13 protein-coding genes are annotated in these 21,064 nt (G+C 46.9%); 6 read left to right on the top strand and 7 right to left on the bottom strand.

The window, feature by feature from the left end; translation table 11 throughout:
- Window positions 1–19 precede the first annotated feature (19 nt).
- The 4 genes from NI465_RS12320 to NI465_RS12305 all read right to left on the bottom strand — a co-directional run bounded on the left by NI465_RS12320 (window position 20) and on the right by NI465_RS12305 (window position 4,137).
- The gene (locus NI465_RS12320) at window positions 20–1,639 is read right to left on the bottom strand and encodes an ABC1 kinase family protein (protein ID WP_004729335.1); all 1,620 of its coding nucleotides are present in this window, start codon (window positions 1,637–1,639) and stop codon (window positions 20–22) included.
- A 12-nt stretch (window positions 1,640–1,651) separates the two neighbouring features.
- A complete protein-coding gene (locus NI465_RS12315) occupies window positions 1,652–2,329 on the bottom strand; it encodes a ubiquinone biosynthesis accessory factor UbiJ (RefSeq protein ID WP_071850485.1) in 678 nt (225 codons plus the stop codon).
- Between the two features lie 12 nt (window positions 2,330–2,341).
- Entirely contained in the window at window positions 2,342–3,286 is a 945-nt protein-coding gene (gene ubiE / locus NI465_RS12310; protein ID WP_004647333.1) for a bifunctional demethylmenaquinone methyltransferase/2-methoxy-6-polyprenyl-1,4-benzoquinol methylase UbiE, read from the bottom strand.
- 146 nt (window positions 3,287–3,432) lie between these two features.
- Window positions 3,433–4,137: a DUF8198 family protein gene (locus NI465_RS12305; protein ID WP_253145514.1), complete on the bottom strand. Its 705-nt coding sequence runs from the start codon at window positions 4,135–4,137 to the stop codon at window positions 3,433–3,435.
- A 205-nt stretch (window positions 4,138–4,342) separates the two neighbouring features.
- Here NI465_RS12305 and pap point away from each other — a divergent pair, with 205 nt between their 5' ends.
- Window positions 4,343–5,761 (top strand): polyphosphate:AMP phosphotransferase, encoded by a 1,419-nt coding sequence (gene pap, locus NI465_RS12300; protein WP_004729341.1) that lies wholly within the window; start codon window positions 4,343–4,345, stop codon window positions 5,759–5,761.
- Between the two features lie 54 nt (window positions 5,762–5,815).
- Here pap and NI465_RS12295 read toward each other — a convergent pair whose 3' ends face one another.
- Entirely contained in the window at window positions 5,816–6,316 is a 501-nt protein-coding gene (locus NI465_RS12295; protein WP_005108051.1) for a hypothetical protein, read from the bottom strand.
- Window positions 6,317–6,492: 176 nt separating this feature from the next.
- Between NI465_RS12295 and NI465_RS12290 the strand changes: the two genes are divergently transcribed.
- From NI465_RS12290 to pnp, 5 genes are all read left to right on the top strand, one after another.
- Window positions 6,493–10,197, top strand: coding sequence for an exodeoxyribonuclease V subunit gamma (locus NI465_RS12290; RefSeq protein WP_253145512.1), 3,705 nt, complete (start codon window positions 6,493–6,495; stop codon window positions 10,195–10,197).
- Between the two features lie 4 nt (window positions 10,198–10,201).
- Window positions 10,202–14,326 carry a UvrD-helicase domain-containing protein gene (locus NI465_RS12285; protein ID WP_253145510.1) on the top strand — a complete coding sequence of 1,375 codons (4,125 nt, stop codon included), beginning with the start codon at window positions 10,202–10,204 and terminating at the stop codon, window positions 14,324–14,326.
- A 71-nt stretch (window positions 14,327–14,397) separates the two neighbouring features.
- On the top strand, window positions 14,398–16,179 hold the full coding sequence (recD, locus tag NI465_RS12280; RefSeq protein ID WP_253145509.1) for an exodeoxyribonuclease V subunit alpha: 1,782 nt from the start codon (window positions 14,398–14,400) through the stop codon (window positions 16,177–16,179).
- Between the two features lie 894 nt (window positions 16,180–17,073).
- The gene (rpsO, locus tag NI465_RS12275; protein ID WP_004278577.1) at window positions 17,074–17,343 is read left to right on the top strand and encodes a 30S ribosomal protein S15; all 270 of its coding nucleotides are present in this window, start codon (window positions 17,074–17,076) and stop codon (window positions 17,341–17,343) included.
- Between the two features lie 260 nt (window positions 17,344–17,603).
- Window positions 17,604–19,691: a polyribonucleotide nucleotidyltransferase gene (gene pnp / locus NI465_RS12270; RefSeq protein ID WP_016806862.1), complete on the top strand. Its 2,088-nt coding sequence runs from the start codon at window positions 17,604–17,606 to the stop codon at window positions 19,689–19,691.
- A 138-nt stretch (window positions 19,692–19,829) separates the two neighbouring features.
- On the opposite strand, the gene NI465_RS12265 is transcribed toward pnp, so the two are convergent.
- On the bottom strand, window positions 19,830–20,093 hold the full coding sequence (locus NI465_RS12265; protein WP_004729352.1) for an HP1242/YdcH family protein: 264 nt from the start codon (window positions 20,091–20,093) through the stop codon (window positions 19,830–19,832).
- 89 nt (window positions 20,094–20,182) lie between these two features.
- Window positions 20,183–20,512 (bottom strand): chaperone modulator CbpM, encoded by a 330-nt coding sequence (locus NI465_RS12260; RefSeq protein WP_004278573.1) that lies wholly within the window; start codon window positions 20,510–20,512, stop codon window positions 20,183–20,185.
- Between the last annotated feature and the right edge of the window lie 552 nt (window positions 20,513–21,064).

The raw sequence follows: 21,064 nt of genomic DNA, 5'->3' as shown, positions 1-21,064 counted from the left end.
TTTTGCATATGTAAATCGCTTATTTCGCAATTCGCCAGACGGCAAGCACACTTGCCAACACAATCAGAATCACCGACACAAACCATGGTGAAATAATCGCAATTGCCAGCAGAATGGCCATGACACTGCCGAACATCCAGCTACGCTTTTGCTGATGTTCCATTTGCAGGCGCATACTTTGTAATTCATTGAGCTGTTTGGCATGCCAGGCCGACTGGTTTTTTAAACCGTTTAAGCTGTCGATCATCAGGGTCGGTAAATCCTGTGCCCCTAAAAGCAGATCCGGAATTTTCTGTCCCAGTTCTTTCAGGTTCTTTTGCGGATTCATCTGGGCCTTGATCCAGTCCGTTAGGATCGGTTTGGCCAGACTCCAGATATCCAGTTCAGGATACAGGTCGGTTCCCAAACCTTCGACATGCACCAAAGTTTTTAGCAGTAGCATCAATTGAGGGGGAATTTCCAGATGGAAACGACGCGCGATATCCATCACTTCAATCAGAATGCCGGCAAAGTCCAATTCATGCATCGGTTTGGACACCATCGGCCCCACACTGCGGCGCATTTCACGTGCCAAAGCATCCTGATCAGTCCCCGGTGGAATCCAGCCAGCCTGATGCACCACCTGAATCAGCTGCATAAAGTCGCTGTTCATGACCGCTAGTAGCATGCGTGCTACGGTCATCTGGTCGTGTTTGGACAGTTCGCCCATAATCGCGCAGTCCAGCGCAATAAAACGCGGATTGGCCGGATTGATGGTTTCTACAAAGACATTTCCCGGATGCATATCGGCATGGAAGAAGTTATCGCGGAAGACCTGAGTAAAGAAGATGGTCAGGCCTTTACGCGCCAGATCGGCACGATCCATGCCCAGCCGGTCAAAGGTCGCGATATCTGAAATCGGCACCCCGGTAATGCGCTCGGCTACCAGCACGTCTTTGCTGTCCATATAAATTTCCGGCACATACATCATGCTCGAGCCGGTAAAGTGATGGCGCATACGGCGGGTATTGTCTGCTTCCAGCGTCAGATCCAGCTCATTCAGAATGATCTGGCGATAGTCCTGAATGATTTCTGATAAATGTAGGGCACGTGCTGCTTCCAGACGTTTTTCCAGAAATTGACCGAGCCATTCCAGAATTTCAAAATCCTGCAAAATCTGCTGGCGAATATTCGGGCGGGTGACTTTAACCACCACTTCACGGCCATCATGCAGGGCAGCCGTATGCACCTGAGCAATCGAAGCTGCAGCCAGTGGCTGGGTATCGAAACGCGCGAATAGGGTATTTACATCAGCTTTCAGGGATTCCTGAATGCGCATCTTGGCTACGTCATTATCAAACGGCTTGACCCGGTCTTGTAGCAAGACCAGTTGCTGTAAAACTTCAGGTGGAATCAGGTCACGACGGGTTGAGAGCAGCTGACCAAGCTTAATCGCCAACGGCCCCATTTCTTCTAAAGCCAGTTTCAGCTTGAGCGGATTTTTACGTTCACGACTGGACCAGGCAGCCGGATGCATCCGGATGAGGGACAGCACATGCCGGGATTTTTCTGGTAATTCTTCCGCAGGAAACAACGTGTCGAGTCGATAGTGCGCGGCGATGCGCCAAAGTTCGAGTAAACGTGAAACATGCGGAATCATAAAGCTGTGTACCTAGTCTTGAGTAGAATTGTTGGAGGCATCAATTTGAGCCTGAAGCTGATGGATTTTTGCTTCAACCCGATCTAAATTTTGATTCAGGATACGGGTGTCCTGATTCAGGTCATCCATTTGCCAGCGGGGGGCAAACAGACCGCTGTCTTCTTTTAAGGCATCTTCGGCAAAAAATAATTGACTTTGCAGGGTGCGTTTTAGCTGCTTGGGCAGCAGTTGCAATTTACCAATTTCATGTGCCAGTGTCGGGCCAATCCAGGGGCTTAAGTGCGCCGCCAGATCTAATTCTGCCTGTTGCATGATGCGCTGGATTTCCTGCAATAACTTGTAGTCGCCTTGCAATGGAATATTGCCGACTTCATCGGAAAGCAGCAGCTTGAGTAATTCCACCACATTGCTGACCTGCAAGGTTGCGGTCGCTTCAAGGACTGTCGCGGAACTTGCGTCAAATGGACGCTGTTCAAAGACCGAAGGTGTTTCGGTATGACCGGTTGCCGTTGGCTCCAGACGAACTTTGCCCTCATCAAAAAACACATCGACCGAAAGCTGTGGCGAGGCGATCACCACCCGCAGCATTTTACCGGATAGGGCATTCAGCTGGATGCGGGTAATGGCGTCCAGATCAATCACATGATGAATCACGCGTTCAACAGCACCGAGTGCCAGAATTGACCACATAGGCAAGGAACCTTAAAGTTTGAAACCGCGGTGAACCGCAACAATCCCGCCAGTCAGGTTGTGATAGTCACAATTCTGGAAGCCAGCATTTTCCATCATGCCTTTCAGGGTGCGCTGATCTGGATGCATACGGATCGATTCAGCTAGGTATTTATAGCTTTCTGCATCATTGGCAATGATTTTACCCATGATTGGCAATGCCGTGAACGAATAAAGGTCATACAGCTTAGAGAATGGCTCAAACACTGGTTTAGAAAATTCTAGAACCAGTAAACGGCCACCTGGCTTAAGGACGCGGTACATCGCAGCCAGTGCCGCATCTTTATCGGTCACGTTACGCAGACCGAAAGAAATCGTCAAAAGGTCAAAGCTGTTGTCTGCAAATGGTTCTAAGGTTTCGGCATTGGCCAGAACGAAATCAACATTGGTACAGCCCGCATCAATCAGACGGTCACGACCGACATTCAGCATGGATTCGTTAATATCAGACAGTACCACATGACCCGTCGGGCCCACTTCGCGGCTAAAGACTTTAGCCAAGTCGCCAGTACCACCCGCGATATCCAGCACATGCTGGCCACGGCGTACACCTGACATATTGATTGCAAAACGCTTCCACAGGCGATGAATACCAAAAGACATCAGATCATTCATGATGTCGTATTTGCTCGCCACCGAGTGGAACACTTCTGCGACTTTCTGGGCTTTTTCTTCGCTGTTGACAGTTTGATAGCCAAAGTGCGTGGTTGAGCCGACGTTGCCTGTATTGGCACCGCGTGGCAGATTGTATTTAGGCACAGTACCCGTCACAGGCGTGTCAGTCAGACGTTGTTCTAAAGATTGTTGCTGACCTTGCGGGGTGCCTTGTGGAAGGGGTTCAGTTAAGAATGGGCTCACTTTGTCTGTCTGTTGTGCCGACTCGGGGGTAGGGGTAGGCGTTGTATTTTCATTCGACATTGGAGTCACTCCTAACATATCAATCGGGTTAATCTTGCATTGTCTGCATCATGACAGATTCTAAAGGCTTATTCAGCAATCATGATGCAATTGTTATGAATAATATACAGAAAAATTCACGCTTGGCAGAAATACTCATCGGGTATTTACTGAAACGGTAGCGGATCGCCAGAATGTACTTTATCGATAATCTGGCGTTCGGTTGCCGTGAACGCGCGTACAAATTTTTCTGCCGATTTGAGTGGCTTCATGGCCAGAAAACCATCCTGCATAAATTCATACATTACCTGAAAGTTATATTTATTCGCTGCGCCCTTACACATTTTAAAGGCGGTATAGACCACAAATGAACGCATATATTTATCCAGACTCATACCGAGCTGATCCAGCAGAGCCAGCTGTTTTAGGCGTGCTTCACCCTGATCCAGCTTCAAATAGGTCAGGCGCATCATCTCGTCAGTCAGCGGTTCATGTGGATGATAATCCTGTAATAACTGAATCGCGACCTGTTCATCGAGCTGTACCGCCAAAATAGCCAGCTCTACACCTGAGGTGCCGGTTTTAATGGCATTTTCCGGAATAACTTTTTCTGCTTTATGCGCATATTTCATCAGCCGGGCAATCTGTTCTGCCAGCGCATCAAAGTCAGCGCCGCCGTAGAGACGGTTCAGGAAATACTCGGACATCAACAGGTTTTGTTTTTCAGCAAAATGGGCGCGATGGGTGCGCTGCATGCGGACTTTCTGCCAGGCTTGCACATCCTCTAAACGGCTTAGAATGTCAGGCCGGGTGTGATAAGCCAGTTGATAATAATGCGCTAAAAGATCATCGAGTACGGCAAGTTTGGACATGAGGCTTCAATTATGATTGGAGGATGCAAGAATCTTAGAGGCTGCCGGACAATCCTGCTATGACAAATTGAACAGAGATCGGGCATTTGTATGTCAATCTGTTGTTTAAATAGCCAATTTAATCGTGTGAAAAACGTTGCTAGAGCTATTTTTGGGCTGAAACTCCTCGCTATACTGCAGACAGAATAAAAGATCAGGGTTGAAGATGCGTATGGAACAGCCACAATTTCAGTTAATGGATGAAGATCAGCTGTCTGTCGAGCTGATTGATGCCCAATATAATTTAAAAAAGACCCGGGGCCAGAAAAATGCCAAAAGTCTGGTGATTCTGGTGAATGGCATTGAGCTGGCCGGCAAGGGTGAAGCGGTCAAACAGCTACGTGAATGGGTCGATCCGCGCTATTTGCGTGTGAAAGCCGATAAGCCTCAGCTAGCCGGCCCGAAGCAGACCTTGTGGCAACCTTATGCACGTTTTATTCCTGCCGAAGGCCAGATCATGGTGCTGTTTGGTAACTGGTACAGTGATCTGCTTGGCAGTGCCATGCAAGCTGAAAGCCCGCTGAGTGATGCACAGTTTGATGAATATCTGCAAGAGATGCAGGCCTTTGAACAGGACCTGAAAAATAACCATGTCGATGTGATCAAGGTCTGGTTTGACCTGTCCTGGAAAGTCTTGCAAAAACGTCTGGATGCCATGGATCCGAGTGAAACTCACTGGCATCAACTGCATGGTCTGGACTGGCGCAATCGCAAAGAATATGACACCTTGCAGCGCCTGCGTCAGCGCTTTACCGAGGACTGGTTCATTATTGATGGCGAAGATGAGCAGCAGCGCGACCAGCAATTTGCCCAGTATATCCTGAGTGCCTTGAAACATTGTCCGGATCATCCCGCCAGAGCCAAGGGAAGATGGAAACAGGCCAAGATTCCCGAGCAGTTAAAACATCCTTCCAAGACTCAAGCCCAGCCAGAAGATTACAAACCGGAACTAAAAAAATTAACCGCGAAGGTCGCCAAAGCCATGCGTTCCGATTCGCGTAATGTGGTAATTCTGTTTGAGGGCATGGATGCTGCTGGCAAGGGCGGCGCGATCAAGCGGATTGTCAAAAAACTGGATCCACGTGAATATGAAATTCATACCATTGCCGCACCAGAAAAATATGAGCTGAGCCGTCCTTATTTATGGCGCTTCTGGACCAAGCTGCAAACCGATGATGATATCTGCATTTTTGACCGTTCCTGGTATGGTCGGGTATTGGTAGAACGGGTAGAAGGGTTTTCTAGTCCGGTAGAATGGCAGCGAGCTTATGCGGAAATTAACCGTTTTGAACAGAGCCTGGTCAAGCATCAAACGGTGATTGTGAAAATCTGGCTGGCCATTTCTAAAGAGGAACAGGCAGCACGGTTCAAGGCGCGTGAAGATACACCACATAAGCGTTTTAAAATTACTGAAGAAGACTGGCGTAACCGGGAACGCTGGGATGATTATCTGAAAGCGGCAGCCGATATGTTTGAACATACTTCGACTGAGGAAGCGCCTTGGCACATTATCGCGTCTGATGATAAACATACCGCACGGGTCGAAGTACTAAAGGCTATTTTAAAACAACTTCAGGCAGAATAATCTGCCTGAAGTAGAGAATTTTAAACAGTTTAAAAATATTTAGCTTAAACAGGATTAACCTTGGGCGACCTGTTTTTGCTGAATACTTTTAGCGGTGCGATAGCAGTCTTGCACATGAGCATCGGCAATTTTTTTCATGACAAAATAACCCAGACTTGCGGCCACCAGCTGACCACCCAGCGGAATGAATTTTGTGACTTGCTTTATCATCACTTTCGCTGCAACATTGTTCAAAGATTTTTTAACTGCCGTACGTGCGACCACCAGACCGGAAAATTCTACGCCACGTTTACGCAGCTCTTGCCAGTGAATCTGACGGGTTTTCGGATCGTAGACACTGATCTGCTCAGGGGACAGGCCGAAGCGGGCATTGATCTCGGGAATCAATTGCGACAAGATGCCGACATCAATGACCACGTCCATAAAAGGTACCGGAATCACGGCAGCACCAGCAGAATAGTAGGCGCGTTTTTTGGTGAGTTCCAGGCATTCGTCGCGGATTTGTTCTAAATCTAGGCTCGGATCGAGACGTTCAGGAATTTTATCTAATTTCATGGGCACTACCTAAGCTCTATGTTGTTTTTTCTATTCAAGCATCTTTAAGATGCTTTTTTCAAAGAAATTTTTCGACTGAAGTGTGGTTTTAAAGTGTCATAGCGCGTTCGGGATGTATAGTAAATAATCTTTATCGTTTTGTAGTAAGAACCACATTCAGCAGTTCAGGGGAACCAATGGCCATCCATGTTATTCAGAGTCAACGTATTGATGTGCTTTTGGATAGTATGCTGCGTATTGTCAACCAGACTGCCCGGAATCCATTTGAGGTGTTACAAACCCGGCATTTTATTGTGCCATCTCCGGCTGTAGAAACTTGGCTGACCCAGAAAATTGCCGAGAAAAAAGGCATTAGCGCCAATACCCAGTTTCATCACCGGATTCGCGCCTTTCAATGGACCTCTTATCAGTGGGTATTGAATGCTCCCAAAGAAGTAGAGCAGGTCCGTGAAGCCAATATTCCGCGTATTATCATCAAATGGCGCGTGTTTCAGGCGCTGCGAAAATGCATTCTGCCTGAACAGATTCCTTTAGATGTCGATCATCCACTGTATTCCATTGTGAAGCGGATTTATGACAGTGCCGACCGGCTGGAACAGGGCACAGAAAAACAGCTGAAAAAACAGAGCATGCTATACTGGGTGGCGGAGCAGGTGTCACGTTTGTTCAGTCATTATATGGATTATCGCGGTTATTGCGCGCGTAACTGTCCTCCAAACAACTGCAGTTGTCCGAGTAACTGGCTCGAGGCCTGGGGACAGGATATTGCGCTTGATATCGAACAGATGATCTATAGCCCCAAAGATGAAAATGGCCATGAGATGCAGGTGGCGGATTTTGTCAAGATTCAGGCGCGTGAACTGGAAGCCTGGCAACGCTGGTTGTGGCAGCATGTATTTCAGGATGACTATGCCAAAATCCTGGAGATTGAACGCCTGTATTGGGATCGGCTGGAAAATGCAGAGACCCGGGCCCAAGCTCTGAAACGACTGCCGGCACAGATTGTGGTGTTTAGCCTGTTAGAATTGCCACCGAGCCAGCTGGATTTTTTACGCCGTCTGGGCCAGTACATTGATATCTATATTTTTCACTTCAACCCCTCGCAGGAATACTGGGCCGACAGTGTCGATCCGGACTGGAAAGCCAGATTTGATTTGCAGCGGGAAGAGCGCTTTATTCAGCGTTTTGAAAAAACCCGTCAACGTAAACCGAATGATGCGGAAATAAAAGATTTCAGGATCAAGCAGCTGAACTTTAATGCCGAAGACCGGGAATCGCGGCATCCGCTCCTGACCCGATTCGGCAAGCAGGCACGGGATCATTTTTCTCTACTCTCTAAACTGTCTTCGGGGGAAGAGGGTCTCTGGGCCGATGTCTTTGTGGATGAATATCAGGACAGGCTGCTGGCCAAAATCCAGTCGGATATCCTGTATTTGCTCGAGCCCGAGCAGCATCAATATGCTTTAAGCCCTGATGATGATTCGGTACAGATTCATGTCTGTCATTCTTCATTACGTCAGCTGGAAGTTCTCAAAGAACAACTGATTCACTGGCTGGCTCAAGGCAATGAAGAAGCGCCGCGTCAGCCCAGTGATATTCTGGTGTTGACGCCAAGTCTGAAAGAACTCGAACCAACAATTCGCAGTGTCTTTGCGCCACCACCGCGTGAGCGCGAAACCGGCAGCAAACGCCTGCAAAAAGATAACCTATATTTACCGATCCAGATTGCCGGGGTGTCGCGTCTGGATGTCAGCAATGCCTGGCGCGCGGTACTGGGCCGGATTCAGTGGGTACGGCGCCGTTTCAGTATTGAGGACTTTGCCGACTGGCTCAGCCTGAATGCGACCCAGCAGTATTATGGTCTGGACTATAGTCAGGTAGAGCGGATGTTACAATTGCTGACAGATGCTGGCTTCAAGCGTGGATTGGACCAGCAGCATTTACAGCAAAGTCTGAGCGCAGGCGATGAGGATTACCGGTTTAGCTTTAAATTCGCGCTGGACCGTCTGGCGTTGGGTCTGGCGATTCCTGAACATACCCTGTTTCAGGACACCTTGAGTTATGCCAAGGTTCTGACCAGTGATTTTCCCTTGATATCCACCCTGATCCGGATTTATCAGGATCTGGTAGAGCGCCGTGACTGGCTGACTTTGCATGAAACCGGACAGCGCACGCCAGTCAAAACCTGGCTGGAATATCTGCGCGCCGATCTGAACGAGTTCCGTGATGCTGGCGTGGAATCGCTCAAAACCGTTGCCGAGATTATCGACAAGCAAATGCGGATGCTGACCTTGGCCGATTATCATGACCAGGATGATCCGCATGCCAGTCAGGAACTGGTGGCACTCAGTCTGCCTCTGCCTTATGTGCTGGAAGAAATTCAGAATACCCTGGAGATGCAGCTGGATCAGGCCGAACCGACCGGACAGATTACTTTTAGCCAGATTGGTCAGATCCGGCCATTGCCTTATAAACTGGTGGTGATGCTGAATCTGGATAGCGGTAAATTTCCGAGCCGTAATCAACAGGTTCCGTTTGACCTGATGCGCAGCCTGAAGCCGCAACTCGGTGACCGTTCCCGTCTGGATGACGAGCAGGGCGCCTTTCTGGATGCCTTGCTGCTGGCACAGGAAAATCTATGGCTGTTCTATAATGGCTTTGATCTGGAGGATGGTGAGGCTCGTGATCCATCCACTGCCTTGCAGGAACTGGTTCAGCATATCGCGCTGATCTGCCAGTCTGAACAGCCGGATGCCGAAGTCGATCCGATGGTGGATATTCATGGTCTATCGGTCGCTCAACATATCCAGCAGCTTTATCATGTACATCCCTTGCAGCCTTTTGATCCAGCCGGATTCGCAGATATGCAGACACCACGTTATCAGGATCAGTGGTTTGCAGTGGCAGAATATATCCGCAGCGCCGAAGGCAAACGCAGCAGCTGGATTAATGCACATTATCCGGCACTAGAACAAAAAGAAATCCGGGTACTCAAAGGTGATGAATGGATCCGCGATATGATTTTCCCGGCACGTCTATTCCTGAAAAGTGTCGGGGTTTCCACGATTCGCTATGCCGATTTGCCGAGTTCCCGGGAACCCTTATTATTGAACAAGCTGGAACAGTATCAGGTGCGGGATTTCCTGTTACAACAAGAGCAGGAGATTGAGCCAAACCTGATGCTAGACCGTTTGCCGGTGGGCAAAACCCAGCAAGCCACCTGGCTGGGCAGCCAGCAGGAACAGCAGTTATTGCAAGAACGTTTGCTACAGTTGGGCAAAGAACTGACGCCAGTCACCCAACAATCCCTGCAGTTCAGTCCTGAACTGATCATTCATATAAACGTGCCTCAGGTTCCACACAGCAGCTACTGGCTGAGTATGCAATCCTCTTCGGCCTCGGAAAAACGCCGTGCCCAGATCTGGCTGGAGTATCTGCTATGGCTGGCTTACTTGAATGACGATGCACGCTCACCAGAACTGGAGCGCATTGTCATTTTCAGTAATAAAACCCTGAAGTTTTCTGGCTTGAGTTCGAGCAAGGCACATGAGTATTTGAAGCTCTGGTTAACGGCCTGGGAAATTGGTCAACAGCAGCCGCTGGTCTTGCCGGCAGAATTACTGATGAAAAAAGAGTGGCAGTGGGCCGAGAATGAACATGGCAAAATGACTATTGTGGAAATGCCGGAATTGCTAAAGGCATGGAACAACAGCTATGAGAGTGCCAAACCTTTGGCTTCGGATGAATCCAGTCTGCTGCATCAAGACTGGCAATTTATTTTGCAGGATCAGGATCCGGATCTGGCCTTGCAAAATTGCTGCCATGATTTTGCTCATGGCCTGTATGCGCCGATTCATCAACATCTGGAGTGGGTGAAATAGCCGTATGACTTTATTAAAGCAGCAGATGCAAAAAGCCATTTCCACCAATCCGATTCAAGACATGAAATTCCGTGGCCTGCACTGGATTGAAGCCTCTGCAGGAACCGGCAAGACCTATACGCTCTCCAGCCTGATGGTGCGGATTTTTCTGGACCAGTATTATCCGCATCAGGTGATTGCGACGACATTTACCCGTAAGGCCACGGCCGAACTGAAAAACCGGGTACGGCTTCGCGTCGAGGAAACGCTGGCTTATATCCAGCGTCATCAGCAGCTCAATTCAGTTGAAATCACAGCAAAAATCCAGAATGAAACCGATCCTTTATTTCAGCAGGTGCTGAAAGATTATGGTTCACGGCTGGATTATGCCCGTCGCCGTTTACGTCTGGTGCTGAACCAGCTGGACGAACTGTTTGTCGGCACCCTGGACAGCTTTAGCCAGAAACTGTTACGTGAATTTGCATTTGAAAGTGGCAAGATTGAACGTGCAGAACTGACCGAAGATCAGGATCTGTATATCCAGCAGCTGATTCATGATGTGCTGCGTGACTGGATTCAGCAACAGCCACAATATATGGTCAATCATCTGTATGTCCAGAATCTGCTGAAACCGGTGGAGCATTATACCGGGCTGGTGCGTGATGCCCTGAATTTCAGCAAGCAGCATTTTCGGAAGATCGAACCGGCTGAATGTGACCTGAACAAATTGGAAGCCTGCATCAGTCAATTAGTGAATATTCAGGACCATGATCTTGCCGTCATGCGGCGTTATTGTCAGGAAAGTCCGAAGTATTTTCACAAGAGTTTTTTGACCAAGTTAACCGAAATTTGTGAAAACTTTATGACCTGGAGCGCAGCCCTGAAAACTCAAGGAACAATGAGTTTCTTTGATGCTGAATTGCAGCCTATTTTACTGAATCTGTGCCATTTGCGCCGCAAGAAAACCGATTTCCAGCCGACCACTCAGGTCTTTAACAAAAGCTGTCCGGATGCAGAGCAGCAGCTGATTTTGCAACATAGTCTGATCGTGGCAATTGATGCGCTGTGTGAGGTCAAACAGTATCTGGATGAGCAGCTGCAACAGCTTACGACCTATCTGGAATTTCATATTATTCAAAGTGTGCAGACCCGTTTGCCACAAACCTTGCAGCAGCAGGGTGAAACCACTTTTTCCCAGCAAATCCGTACATTGGCGGAAGCATTGCAAGGCCAGCAGGGACAGCGTTTTGCCCAGTTTGTACAGGCACGTTATCCGCTGATTCTGGTCGATGAATTTCAGGACACCAATCAGGATCAGGATGATCTGCTGGCCAAGATCTGGCGTGATGCCAACCGGGTGCAGTCCGGTTGCATGATTATGGTCGGTGATCCGAAACAGGCAATTTACGGTTTCCGCGGCGGCGACATGCTGACTTATAACAAGGCACACGCTGACGTACGCCACAAGCAGGGCCGCGAATATACCCTGATGCAGAACCATCGGTCAGTCAAACCACTCGTAGAAGTGGTTGATGCGCTGTTCCAGCGGCAAATGGATTTTGGTGAACAGGTGCAGTACACCTTGATTCAGGCCGGTAGTCGCCCGCATCCAGATCTGGTCGATATGGGCAGGATCAACCCGCAGCCTTTACGATGGATTCAGCTAGGTGAATCGGACCTAGAGGCAGACCAGGTGGCCTGGAAAATCCGTGCATTGCTGAATCAGTCTGCCCAGCAGCAACTGTACTTTCAGCAGCAAGAGCATCAGCAAAGCCTGAGCGCAGATGATATTGCCGTGTTGGGATTTGGGCATTTTGCTCTGGAACAGGTGAAGCAGCGTCTGCAGCGTATGGGCATTCCCTCCTATAAAGAATCCAAACAGAGCGTGTTTGCCAGTCCCATCGCTCAGGATGTCGCGGCCGTATTGACGGCGATTATGGATCCTTTCAATGAGGCCAAGGTCAAGCGGGCTTTACTAACCCGTCTGCTGGGCTTCAATCTGAAAAAACTGATTGATTTGCAAAGCCAGAGTGAAGGCCTCAGTCGCTATATTGCGGATCTGGATATAATTCGGGAAATGTGGTTTGAGAAAGGCTTTTTGACCGCCTGGAATTATGCACTGAACCTGTTTCAGGTCTGGACCAATCTGGTGGCCAGTCAAAGTCTGGACAATGAGCGGGTGGTGGTCAATCTGCGCCATCTGACCGAGATGCTGAGCCAGCAGAGTGAATATTATCAGGGGGCGCAAAAACTCTATCACTGGTATTTGCGCCAGCTTCAGTCACCTTCAGGCAAGGACAGCGAAAAAGAACGCAAGCTGTCTGGGGATCATGGGGTGCAGCTGATGACCATTCATGCCTCCAAAGGGCTGGAATTTAAAGTGGTGTTTTTATTGGGAGCAGATGCTGCTTTTGATGTGAATAAAGGCAATCTGAATTTTTCCCTGTCTGCGCCTGAACAGGACAACATCCTGGAACAATCCCGGGTGATTGCAGTCAATCATAAGAATTTACATGAGCAGGCGATTCTGCAGAATGCAGCGCGTAATGCTGCCGAAAACCACCGGCTCTGGTATGTGGCGCTGACCCGTGCCAGTCACCGGGTATATGCCATGCTGCAGGATCAGAACGCACAGTCCGATTCCGGGCTGGCCTTCTGGCGTGGTCAGGGAAATACCATCTTCGAACATGCTCTAAGTCTGGTCGAGCCGCCTCTGTCTCAGGAGCCACCGCGCCTGGTCGAGCAGTCGAACCATCATCAGGTCGACATGCGGGCGCAACCTTTGCCAGAGCGGCAGTTTTATCCGCGAACCAAAACCAGTTTTACGGCTTTGTCACAGCATCAGCTACATGGACATATCTTGCAGGACGATCTGGTCACGGCTTATGAACAGCCCGACAGTGCTGCCGATGAAATTCATTTTACCGGTCTGGAAGAACAGCCAGCAGCTGTGCCCCTAGACTGGATTAGGCTGAATTTTCCTAAAGGCACCGTAGCCGGAACATTCTTGCACAGCATTTTTGAACATATTGATTTTCAGGACAGCAGTTACTGGAATCTGGAAATCCGGCGCCGTTTTAAAAATACCGCACCGCAAATCTGGCAGGAACTGAAAGAAAAATTTGAACAGGCTTTTCATATACGTAGTGTGCTGGAACAGGCCTTTTCCCTGCATTATCAGGCTGCTGTGGTGAATCTGCGAACCCTGTTTCAGGCCACAGCTCAGGCAGATTTCAAAGCAGAGGAATTGCGTCATAGTATGCAGCGCGTATTGTCCAGCCTGAACTATAAGTTATTGACCGGAATTCGCCTGCATGACCAAAGCAAAGCTTATCGCCAGCAATGGCAGCAGCTGTTTCACTCGGCACAACAGCTCGATCGTTCGGGTCTGCTAGAATTTTTAGGTCAGTTTCAGGTGTATTTCGATGGGCTGGAGGATGACTCCTTTATCCAGTTTTTTGAACAGGAAGTGGCCCAGCTCACACGCTCTGCAAGCACTGAATCGCTGAATGTGGACAGTATTTTCCAGACTGCTTTTGATGGCTTGTTGGACGAGATTACAGAAGATATTTTGCTGAACCTGATGCATGACTGGGTACATGACATTCTGGCCACTCCGATTCAGGTAGATTTTGCTTTGGCGCAGCTGGAGGCTAAACAGTATCTGTCAGAATTTCCTTTTTATCTGTCCTTGACCGATGCCCCTTTGCAGATTCGGCAAATCCATCAGCTTTTTCTCGGACATGACATAGTCATGAGCGATTTTAATGAGGCCAAATCGGCGCGATATCTGACCGGTTCCATCGATCTGGTGTATTTCGATGGCCAGCGCTACCATATTGCCGATTATAAAAGTAACTTCCTCGGCCCTGATCAGCAGCACTATAGTGCTGAGGCGATTCAGCAGAATATGAGCCAGTCCAGTTACTGGTTGCAGGCCGCTTTGTATCTGGTGGCGCTGCATCGTTATCTGAGTGCCAATATGCAGGGTTATTCGATCACACAGCATTTGGGCGGCGCAACCTATTTGTATTTGCGCGGGATGAATGGACAGGTCCAGCAAGGGGCTTATCATTGGCAACCGAGCCTGGAATTCATAGAAAAACTGGATCAAATACTGGGCTATTTTGAGCAGAAAAAATCAGCATGATTTTGCAGTTTTATAAAATATATAGAGATTAAACAGAAAATTATCCTGTGGATAACTTTGAGGATAACTGTGTGGAAAATGAGCAGAATCACGTGTCGCAGCAAGACTCCAATTTAATGGCCTGGATTGACTATCTGTGTCAGCCGCCGTTTAGTACGGCTACATTTGATCCGGCAGCAAAATTCTTGATTCAGCAACTGCTTGAGGCGATACAGGCAGGGGATAGCTGTATCGAAGTTGATCCTCAGCAGGTTGCCCTATTACATAATCTGGTTCTAGATCGCCGTCAGCAAAGTACAGGAATTGCACCATTTATTTGTGCAGATCAGCATTTATATCTGTACCGCTATTGGCAACTGGAACAGGCAGTAGCCTCACATATTGCTCGGATTAAAGCCCAACCGGTTGCCGCTATTGATTTATCCGAACGTGATCGCAATTTATTGTCAGATCCACAGCAAAAATTGGCACTGGAAATGGTTGCGCGGCAGGCGCTGAATATTATTAGCGGCGGTCCGGGTACCGGTAAAACCTATACCTTGGCGCATATGATTGCGGTCCTGCATGAAGCCTTGCCAAATATCCGGATTGCCATGGCAGCACCTACCGGAAAGGCCGCACAGCGCATGAAAGAAGCACTGCAAAAAGCCTTGCATAGTGAAGCGTTACAAGAGTTTGAGCTAGAACAATTAAAACAGTTACAACCGGTCACCCTGCATCGCTTATTGGGTCTGGGCACTCGCGGACAGCCACGCTTTCATGCCAAGCAGCCTCTGCCTTATGATGTGATCGTGGTCGACGAAGCCTCGATGCTGGATTTAAACCTGTCACAGATGTTACTGGCCTCCGTACCGTCTCATGCACGGCTGATTTTACTCGGTGATGCAGATCAGCTGGCCTCTGTGGATGTGGGAACGGTATTGGCAGATTTACAGCAAGTAGCGACTCTGGAAGATAACCGGGTCAATTTAATCACCACGCGGCGTTTTGCGCCTGGAGCCAGGATTGGCGCAATGGCGGAGTTTATCCAGCAGAATCATCAGCCTTCTCACGTCTTGCAGAAATTTGAGCAGCAGATTGTGGCAGCCAGTGAGTTACAGGCGATCGATTTGGATCAGGTGAAGATCGACCAGTTGCAGTTACAATACCTGCTCGCTGGTGCCGAACAGACCGCGCATAATTTGAATCAGTATTATGACCAGCTGATGTATGGTTATCAGGCTTATGTACAGGCCATAAAAACAGAACGAAACTCAGCTGATTTTGAACACTATGTGCAACAGGTGGTCAAAACTTTTGATGATTACCGTATTTTAACGGCAATCCGTTCTGGTGATCTGGGGCTGCTCAAGATCAATCTACAGATTGAACAACGTTTTTTAGCAGCCCAAGGTCAGTTGAAACAGGGCGACTGGTATGTCGGACGACCCGTCATGATGAGCTATAACGACTATCAGTTGGGCCTGTCCAATGGTGATATTGGTATCTGTTTTTTACGTGAGCAATCTGGTCAACGCCAGTTTGAAGTGTATTTCCCGAGTCTGGAAAAATGGGTATTAGCCACCCGTTTACCTAAAAGTATTGAAACCGCTTTTGCGCTGACCATTCATAAATCTCAAGGTTCAGAATTTTCCCATACGGCAGTGGTGCTGGATCAATATGCAAAAAATTTATTGAGCAAAGAGTTGATTTATACTGCAATTACTCGAGCCAAAAAAGTGGTCAGTTTATTGGTAGATTATGATGCTTTTACACAAGCACTTTGTGTTAGAACTACCCGGAAAAGTGGTTTGAGCCAAAAAATCATTGAACAATCTAGTAATTTAATTGGCAAAAATAATCAAATCTTGTAGGTAAAAGCTTACAAGGATTCAGGAAATTGACGCATAGAGCTTTTGCTCGGTTTTTGAGAAGATTTGTTCTACAAAATAACTCAACACGGAAAGTTGAGCATAATCGCATAATGATAATAATAATGTCGGTAGACAGCGAACTTACAGTGAAGTAAGTGAAAGAGGAAACTTACAGCCGCTAAGCCTTGTAGTTTTGGGAGAGACTACAAGGCTTTTTTATATCCTGATTTTTTTATAGGAAGCTTGCTGGATTTTTATCCTAATTTCTTAGCAATAATTTTCAACTCTAGCCAGTAAACTTAAGTAAATAGCGTTAAATAAAACGAGAGCTGTGTAACATTATGCAAATTTTCACCCTGTGATGTACGAAATGGCTTACAGCAAAATGAGGCAAATACCTCTAGTTGTCTGGTGGGAATATGGCAAAATCTACCACACAAGGAAGATGATTTTTCAACAGGATGTTTGAAAATAATAATAAGCGTAAAACGCCATAATAATACAATAAATAATAATGATAAGAGAAAGAACTACAGCGCCAAAAAGCCCGAGTTTACTCGGGCTTTTTTTTATCCATTTTCTATGGGGAGTAGCTGAAGATTCAAGCGAGCTAAAGGGTTTGCGGGCTTTTCAAAGGAGTTTCTATATTTAATTTATTCTGGATTTATTTCATTAAAATAATGCAAAACCTGAATCTTTAAGGAACAAGAGTCATCGGATCTGAGCTGTATCAATGAGCAACCAAAACCATGCAAAAATCTGGATCTATTTTTGCAATTTGATGCGTTTTCCCTTAAAATATGCAACTTGCTGTAGTGATGCACGGCAGTCAAGGTTTTGAATTCTCATCACTTTGATTTTTATCAAAATATACAAGCATCTCGGAGAAATCGAATGGCTTTAACTAACGCAGATCGCGCAGAGATCATGGCTAAATTCGCTCGCGCTGAAAACGACACTGGTTCACCAGAAGTTCAAGTAGCTCTTTTAACTGCTCAAATCAATGACTTACAAGGTCACTTCAAAGAGCACAAACACGACCACCATAGCCGTCGCGGTCTAATCCGTATGGTTAACCAACGTCGTAAACTACTTGACTACCTTAACGGTAAAGACCACGGTCGTTATGTAGCATTGATCGGTGCTTTAGGTTTACGTCGTTAATTCGATTTAAACTTTATTTTCGGGTGTATTGCATGCTTTGTGCTGTATTACTGAAAACTAAAGTCGGCTTAGCTTTGCGCTGAGCCAGTGGAAGGGGCGAATGTTTCGCTCCTTCTTTGTGTTTAAAAATAGTATTTAATCTGGTGAGGTCGGCTTCTAAGCTTTGTCATTTACTCGTCCATATGGTCATGAATGCCAAACCTTAGGGGTCTCCACTAGAATAATTGTTCACAAGAACTAGGAAAAAATAAAACATGTCAATGTTTAATATTATTCGTAAAGAATTCCAATTCGGTCAGCACAACGTTATCCTGGAAACAGGTCGTGTTGCACGTCAGGCAAACACTGTTGTGATCACCATGGGCGGCGTACAAGTACTTGTTGCTGTTGTGGCACAACCTAAAGCAAAAGCAGGTCAAGACTTCTTCCCATTGACTGTAAACTATCAAGAAAAGCAATATGCTGCTGGTCGTATCCCGGGTGGTTATGGCAAGCGTGAAGGCCGTCAGTCTGAAGCTGAAACTTTAATCTCTCGTTTAATCGATCGTCCAATTCGTCCGTTGTTCCCAGAAGGTTACTTCAACGAAATTCAAGTAACAGCCACTGTGATTTCTTCTGACAAAACCATGGATGCTGACATTGCTGCAATGTTAGGTACTTCAGCTGCATTGTCTATCGCTGGTACACCTTTCCGTGGTCCGATTGGTGGCGCGCGCGTTGGTTTAATCAACGGTGAATACATCCTGAACCCAAACCTTGAACAACTTAAAGAGTCTGATCTTGATCTTGTCGTTGCAGGTACGGAATCTGCAGTACTGATGGTTGAATCTGAAGCGAAAGAGCTTTCAGAAGACCAAATGCTGGGCGCTGTATTGTTCGGTCATGACGAAATGCAAATTGCGATCCAGGCGATCAAAGAATTTGCTGCAGCTGCAGGCGCGGTTGAGTCAACTTGGGTTGCTCCAGTTAAAAACGAAGAACTTCTTGGTAAATTGAAAGAAGCATTCGAAGCGAAAATCTCTGAAGCTTACACGATTGCAGTTAAGCAAGACCGTTATGCGGCACTTGACGCGCTTTATGCAGAAGCAGTGGCACAGTTCGTTCCTGAAAATGACGAAACGGGGATTGCAGAAGAAGTAAATGAGCTGTTCGAAGACCTTAAATACCGTACTGTACGTGACAACATCCTGTCTGGTAAGCCACGTATCGATGGTCGTGATACCAAAACTGTTCGTGCAATCGACGTACAAGTAGGCGTATTGGATCGTGCTCACGGTTCTGCATTGTTCACACGTGGTGAAACTCAGGCCTTGGTCACAACGACTTTGGGTAATACACGTGATGCGTTGATGGTGGATACCCTTGCAGGTACCAAAACTGACAACTTCATGTTGCATTACAACTTCCCTGCATACTCTGTAGGTGAAACGGGTCGTGAATCTGGTCCTAAACGTCGTGAAATCGGTCATGGTCGTCTGGCACGTCGTGGTGTTCAGGCTGTACTTCCTGCGGCTGACCGCTTCCCGTACGTGATCCGTATCGTATCTGACATCACTGAATCTAACGGTTCGTCTTCAATGGCGTCTGTATGTGGTGCTTCATTATCATTGATGGATGCTGGTGTTCCATTGAAAGCACCAGTTGCGGGTATCGCGATGGGTCTTGTGAAAGAAGGCGAGCGTTTCGCAGTTCTTTCTGACATCTTGGGTGATGAAGATCACTTGGGCGACATGGACTTTAAAGTAGCGGGTTCTGCAAACGGTATTACTGCGCTACAAATGGACATCAAGATCGAAGGTATCACTGAAGAGATCATGGAATCTGCATTGAACCAGGCTTATGCGGGTCGTATGCACATCTTGAATGAGATGAACCAGGTGATTTCACGTGCGCGTCCTGAAATTTCGATGCACGCACCGACCTTCCAGGTGATCAACATCAACCCGGATAAAATCCGTGATGTGATCGGTAAAGGCGGCGCGACCATTCGTGCAATTACTGAAGAAACTAAAGCGGCGATTGATATCGAAGATAACGGTACAGTTCGCGTATTTGGTGAAACTAAAGCGGCTGCGCAAGCTGCAGTTGCCAAGATTCAGGCACTTACGGCTGAAATCGAGCCAGGTACAATTTATACAGGTAAAGTGATTCGTATTGTTGAATTCGGTGCGTTCGTAAATATCCTGCCAGGTACTGATGGCTTACTTCACATCTCTCAAATCTCAAACGAACGCATTGCGAACGTGGCAGATGTATTGAAAGAAGGTCAGGAAGTAAAAGTACAGGTTGCGGATGTTGATAACCGTGGCCGTATTAAATTAACGATGAAAGACATCGAACAAGTTTAATTCTTAAAAATATTCACATGGGAAAACTCATGTGAATAACAATAAAAAAGCCCTGAGCTTGATCAAAGTGTTTATTTTGGCTGGCTCAGGGCTTTTTTTATGCTTCAGTATTGGTCTGAATGTGGTGTTCAGTTGATCTCAGGTTAAGGGATCTGCTTCAGAGCTTTTTAACAAACGATAAATTTCATCTTTTAATTTCAGTTTTTTACGCTTGATCGCCTCAATATCATTGTTGATATGATTGACTGGATCAAGTTCAAGCTGGCTGATTTCTTTGTCCAACTCGTTATGTTCCTCGAATAACTTGGCAAAATAGGGATTTTCCTCGCGAAGTTGCACAATCAAGTCGCGGTATTCGGGAAACATGTATTTGATTTTCTTATTGCAATCTTTGGTTTTCATAGGGATTCTTATACTCTAATCATAAAATTAAATATAAATATGTTCTGATCTGCACTGAAAAATGCAGATCGACAGAACATGAAAAGGATTTACTTGAAGTGCAAATGTTTGACCTCGCGGCGTAACTCCTGCACTTCATCAATGAGGTCCAGCATCATGGCAACGGCGCTAAATGAGGCATCAAAATCGCGTTGCAGGCGATAGGCGCGTTGTGCACGCGAGATATCTTCACCGAGGAAAGTGCTGGTCGGGGTTGTAGAACGATTTGGTAAAATTCCATGTTCAATTAACTGCATGACCCATTCCGGGCTTTGTCCACAGGCTTCTGCAAAGTGGATCAAGTCAAATGAACGATCGTCCATAATTTCTGAGGGGGTATAACCGTGGGAAAAACTTTCTTGGTACTGAATCGTAGTCATGGGTCTACTCCTTAAACAGCCAAGTGTGCAAAATCCGGAGAAAGGGAAGGTGCTAAAATAGAACGCTTTCCAATCCTTGGACATGCAGACTCAGAGTGATGACTCAAATGATCATGAGTGAAGAGTCGGGATGTGCCAGTAGTTGATGGATCAGTCGGTCTGACCGGATATCTATCAGCAGCATGCGAGGCAAAGAAGGTTAAAGCTGAAGTTGTTTTTATAATTTTATGTGTTATCGACAAAGCGTATTCAATCACTTTCCTGTGTTGAATAGAGGGCGCCATATCAGGGCTGCAAAGCAGACCAGAGGGCAAAATTGAACGAGGCTGAAGATTGATCATCATAAGTGGATAAAAAATAACCGTCTTCGATCCATTATTATGACTTTGCCTGCTCCAAAACAGTTTTTATTTGTACCTTATTGTTTCAAATCATGACAAAGAAAAAAGCCCCTGATATAGGTAATGCCAGTCAGTTAAGCAAAAAAAGTTAAAATGCTGTAAAAAGAGCGTATGTAAATACGCTCTTTTTTTATGAATTTATCTCAGAATC

Origin of the sequence: Acinetobacter lwoffii (assembly GCF_024129855.1) — a bacterium.
Classification (GTDB): domain Bacteria; phylum Pseudomonadota; class Gammaproteobacteria; order Pseudomonadales; family Moraxellaceae; genus Acinetobacter; species Acinetobacter lwoffii_L.
Note: the sequence above shows the minus strand (reverse complement) of the source record. Positions and strands in the feature narration are given on the sequence as shown.

Bases quoted from the DNA above. Each gene is read 5' to 3' on its own strand.
- NI465_RS12285 (WP_253145510.1), top strand. From the start codon at position 10,202: ATGACTTTATTAAAGCAGCAGATGCAAAAAGCCATTTCCACCAATCCG.
- pap (WP_004729341.1), top strand. From the start codon at position 4,343: ATGCGTATGGAACAGCCACAATTTCAGTTAATGGATGAAGATCAGCTG.
- pnp (WP_016806862.1), top strand. From the start codon at position 17,604: ATGTTTAATATTATTCGTAAAGAATTCCAATTCGGTCAGCACAACGTT.
- NI465_RS12290 (WP_253145512.1), top strand. From the start codon at position 6,493: ATGGCCATCCATGTTATTCAGAGTCAACGTATTGATGTGCTTTTGGAT.
- NI465_RS12265 (WP_004729352.1), bottom strand. From the start codon at position 20,093: ATGAAAACCAAAGATTGCAATAAGAAAATCAAATACATGTTTCCCGAA.
- ubiE (WP_004647333.1), bottom strand. From the start codon at position 3,286: ATGTCGAATGAAAATACAACGCCTACCCCTACCCCCGAGTCGGCACAA.
- NI465_RS12305 (WP_253145514.1), bottom strand. From the start codon at position 4,137: ATGTCCAAACTTGCCGTACTCGATGATCTTTTAGCGCATTATTATCAA.
- NI465_RS12320 (WP_004729335.1), bottom strand. From the start codon at position 1,639: ATGATTCCGCATGTTTCACGTTTACTCGAACTTTGGCGCATCGCCGCG.
- NI465_RS12315 (WP_071850485.1), bottom strand. From the start codon at position 2,329: ATGTGGTCAATTCTGGCACTCGGTGCTGTTGAACGCGTGATTCATCAT.
- NI465_RS12260 (WP_004278573.1), bottom strand. From the start codon at position 20,512: ATGACTACGATTCAGTACCAAGAAAGTTTTTCCCACGGTTATACCCCC.
- NI465_RS12295 (WP_005108051.1), bottom strand. From the start codon at position 6,316: ATGAAATTAGATAAAATTCCTGAACGTCTCGATCCGAGCCTAGATTTA.
- rpsO (WP_004278577.1), top strand. From the start codon at position 17,074: ATGGCTTTAACTAACGCAGATCGCGCAGAGATCATGGCTAAATTCGCT.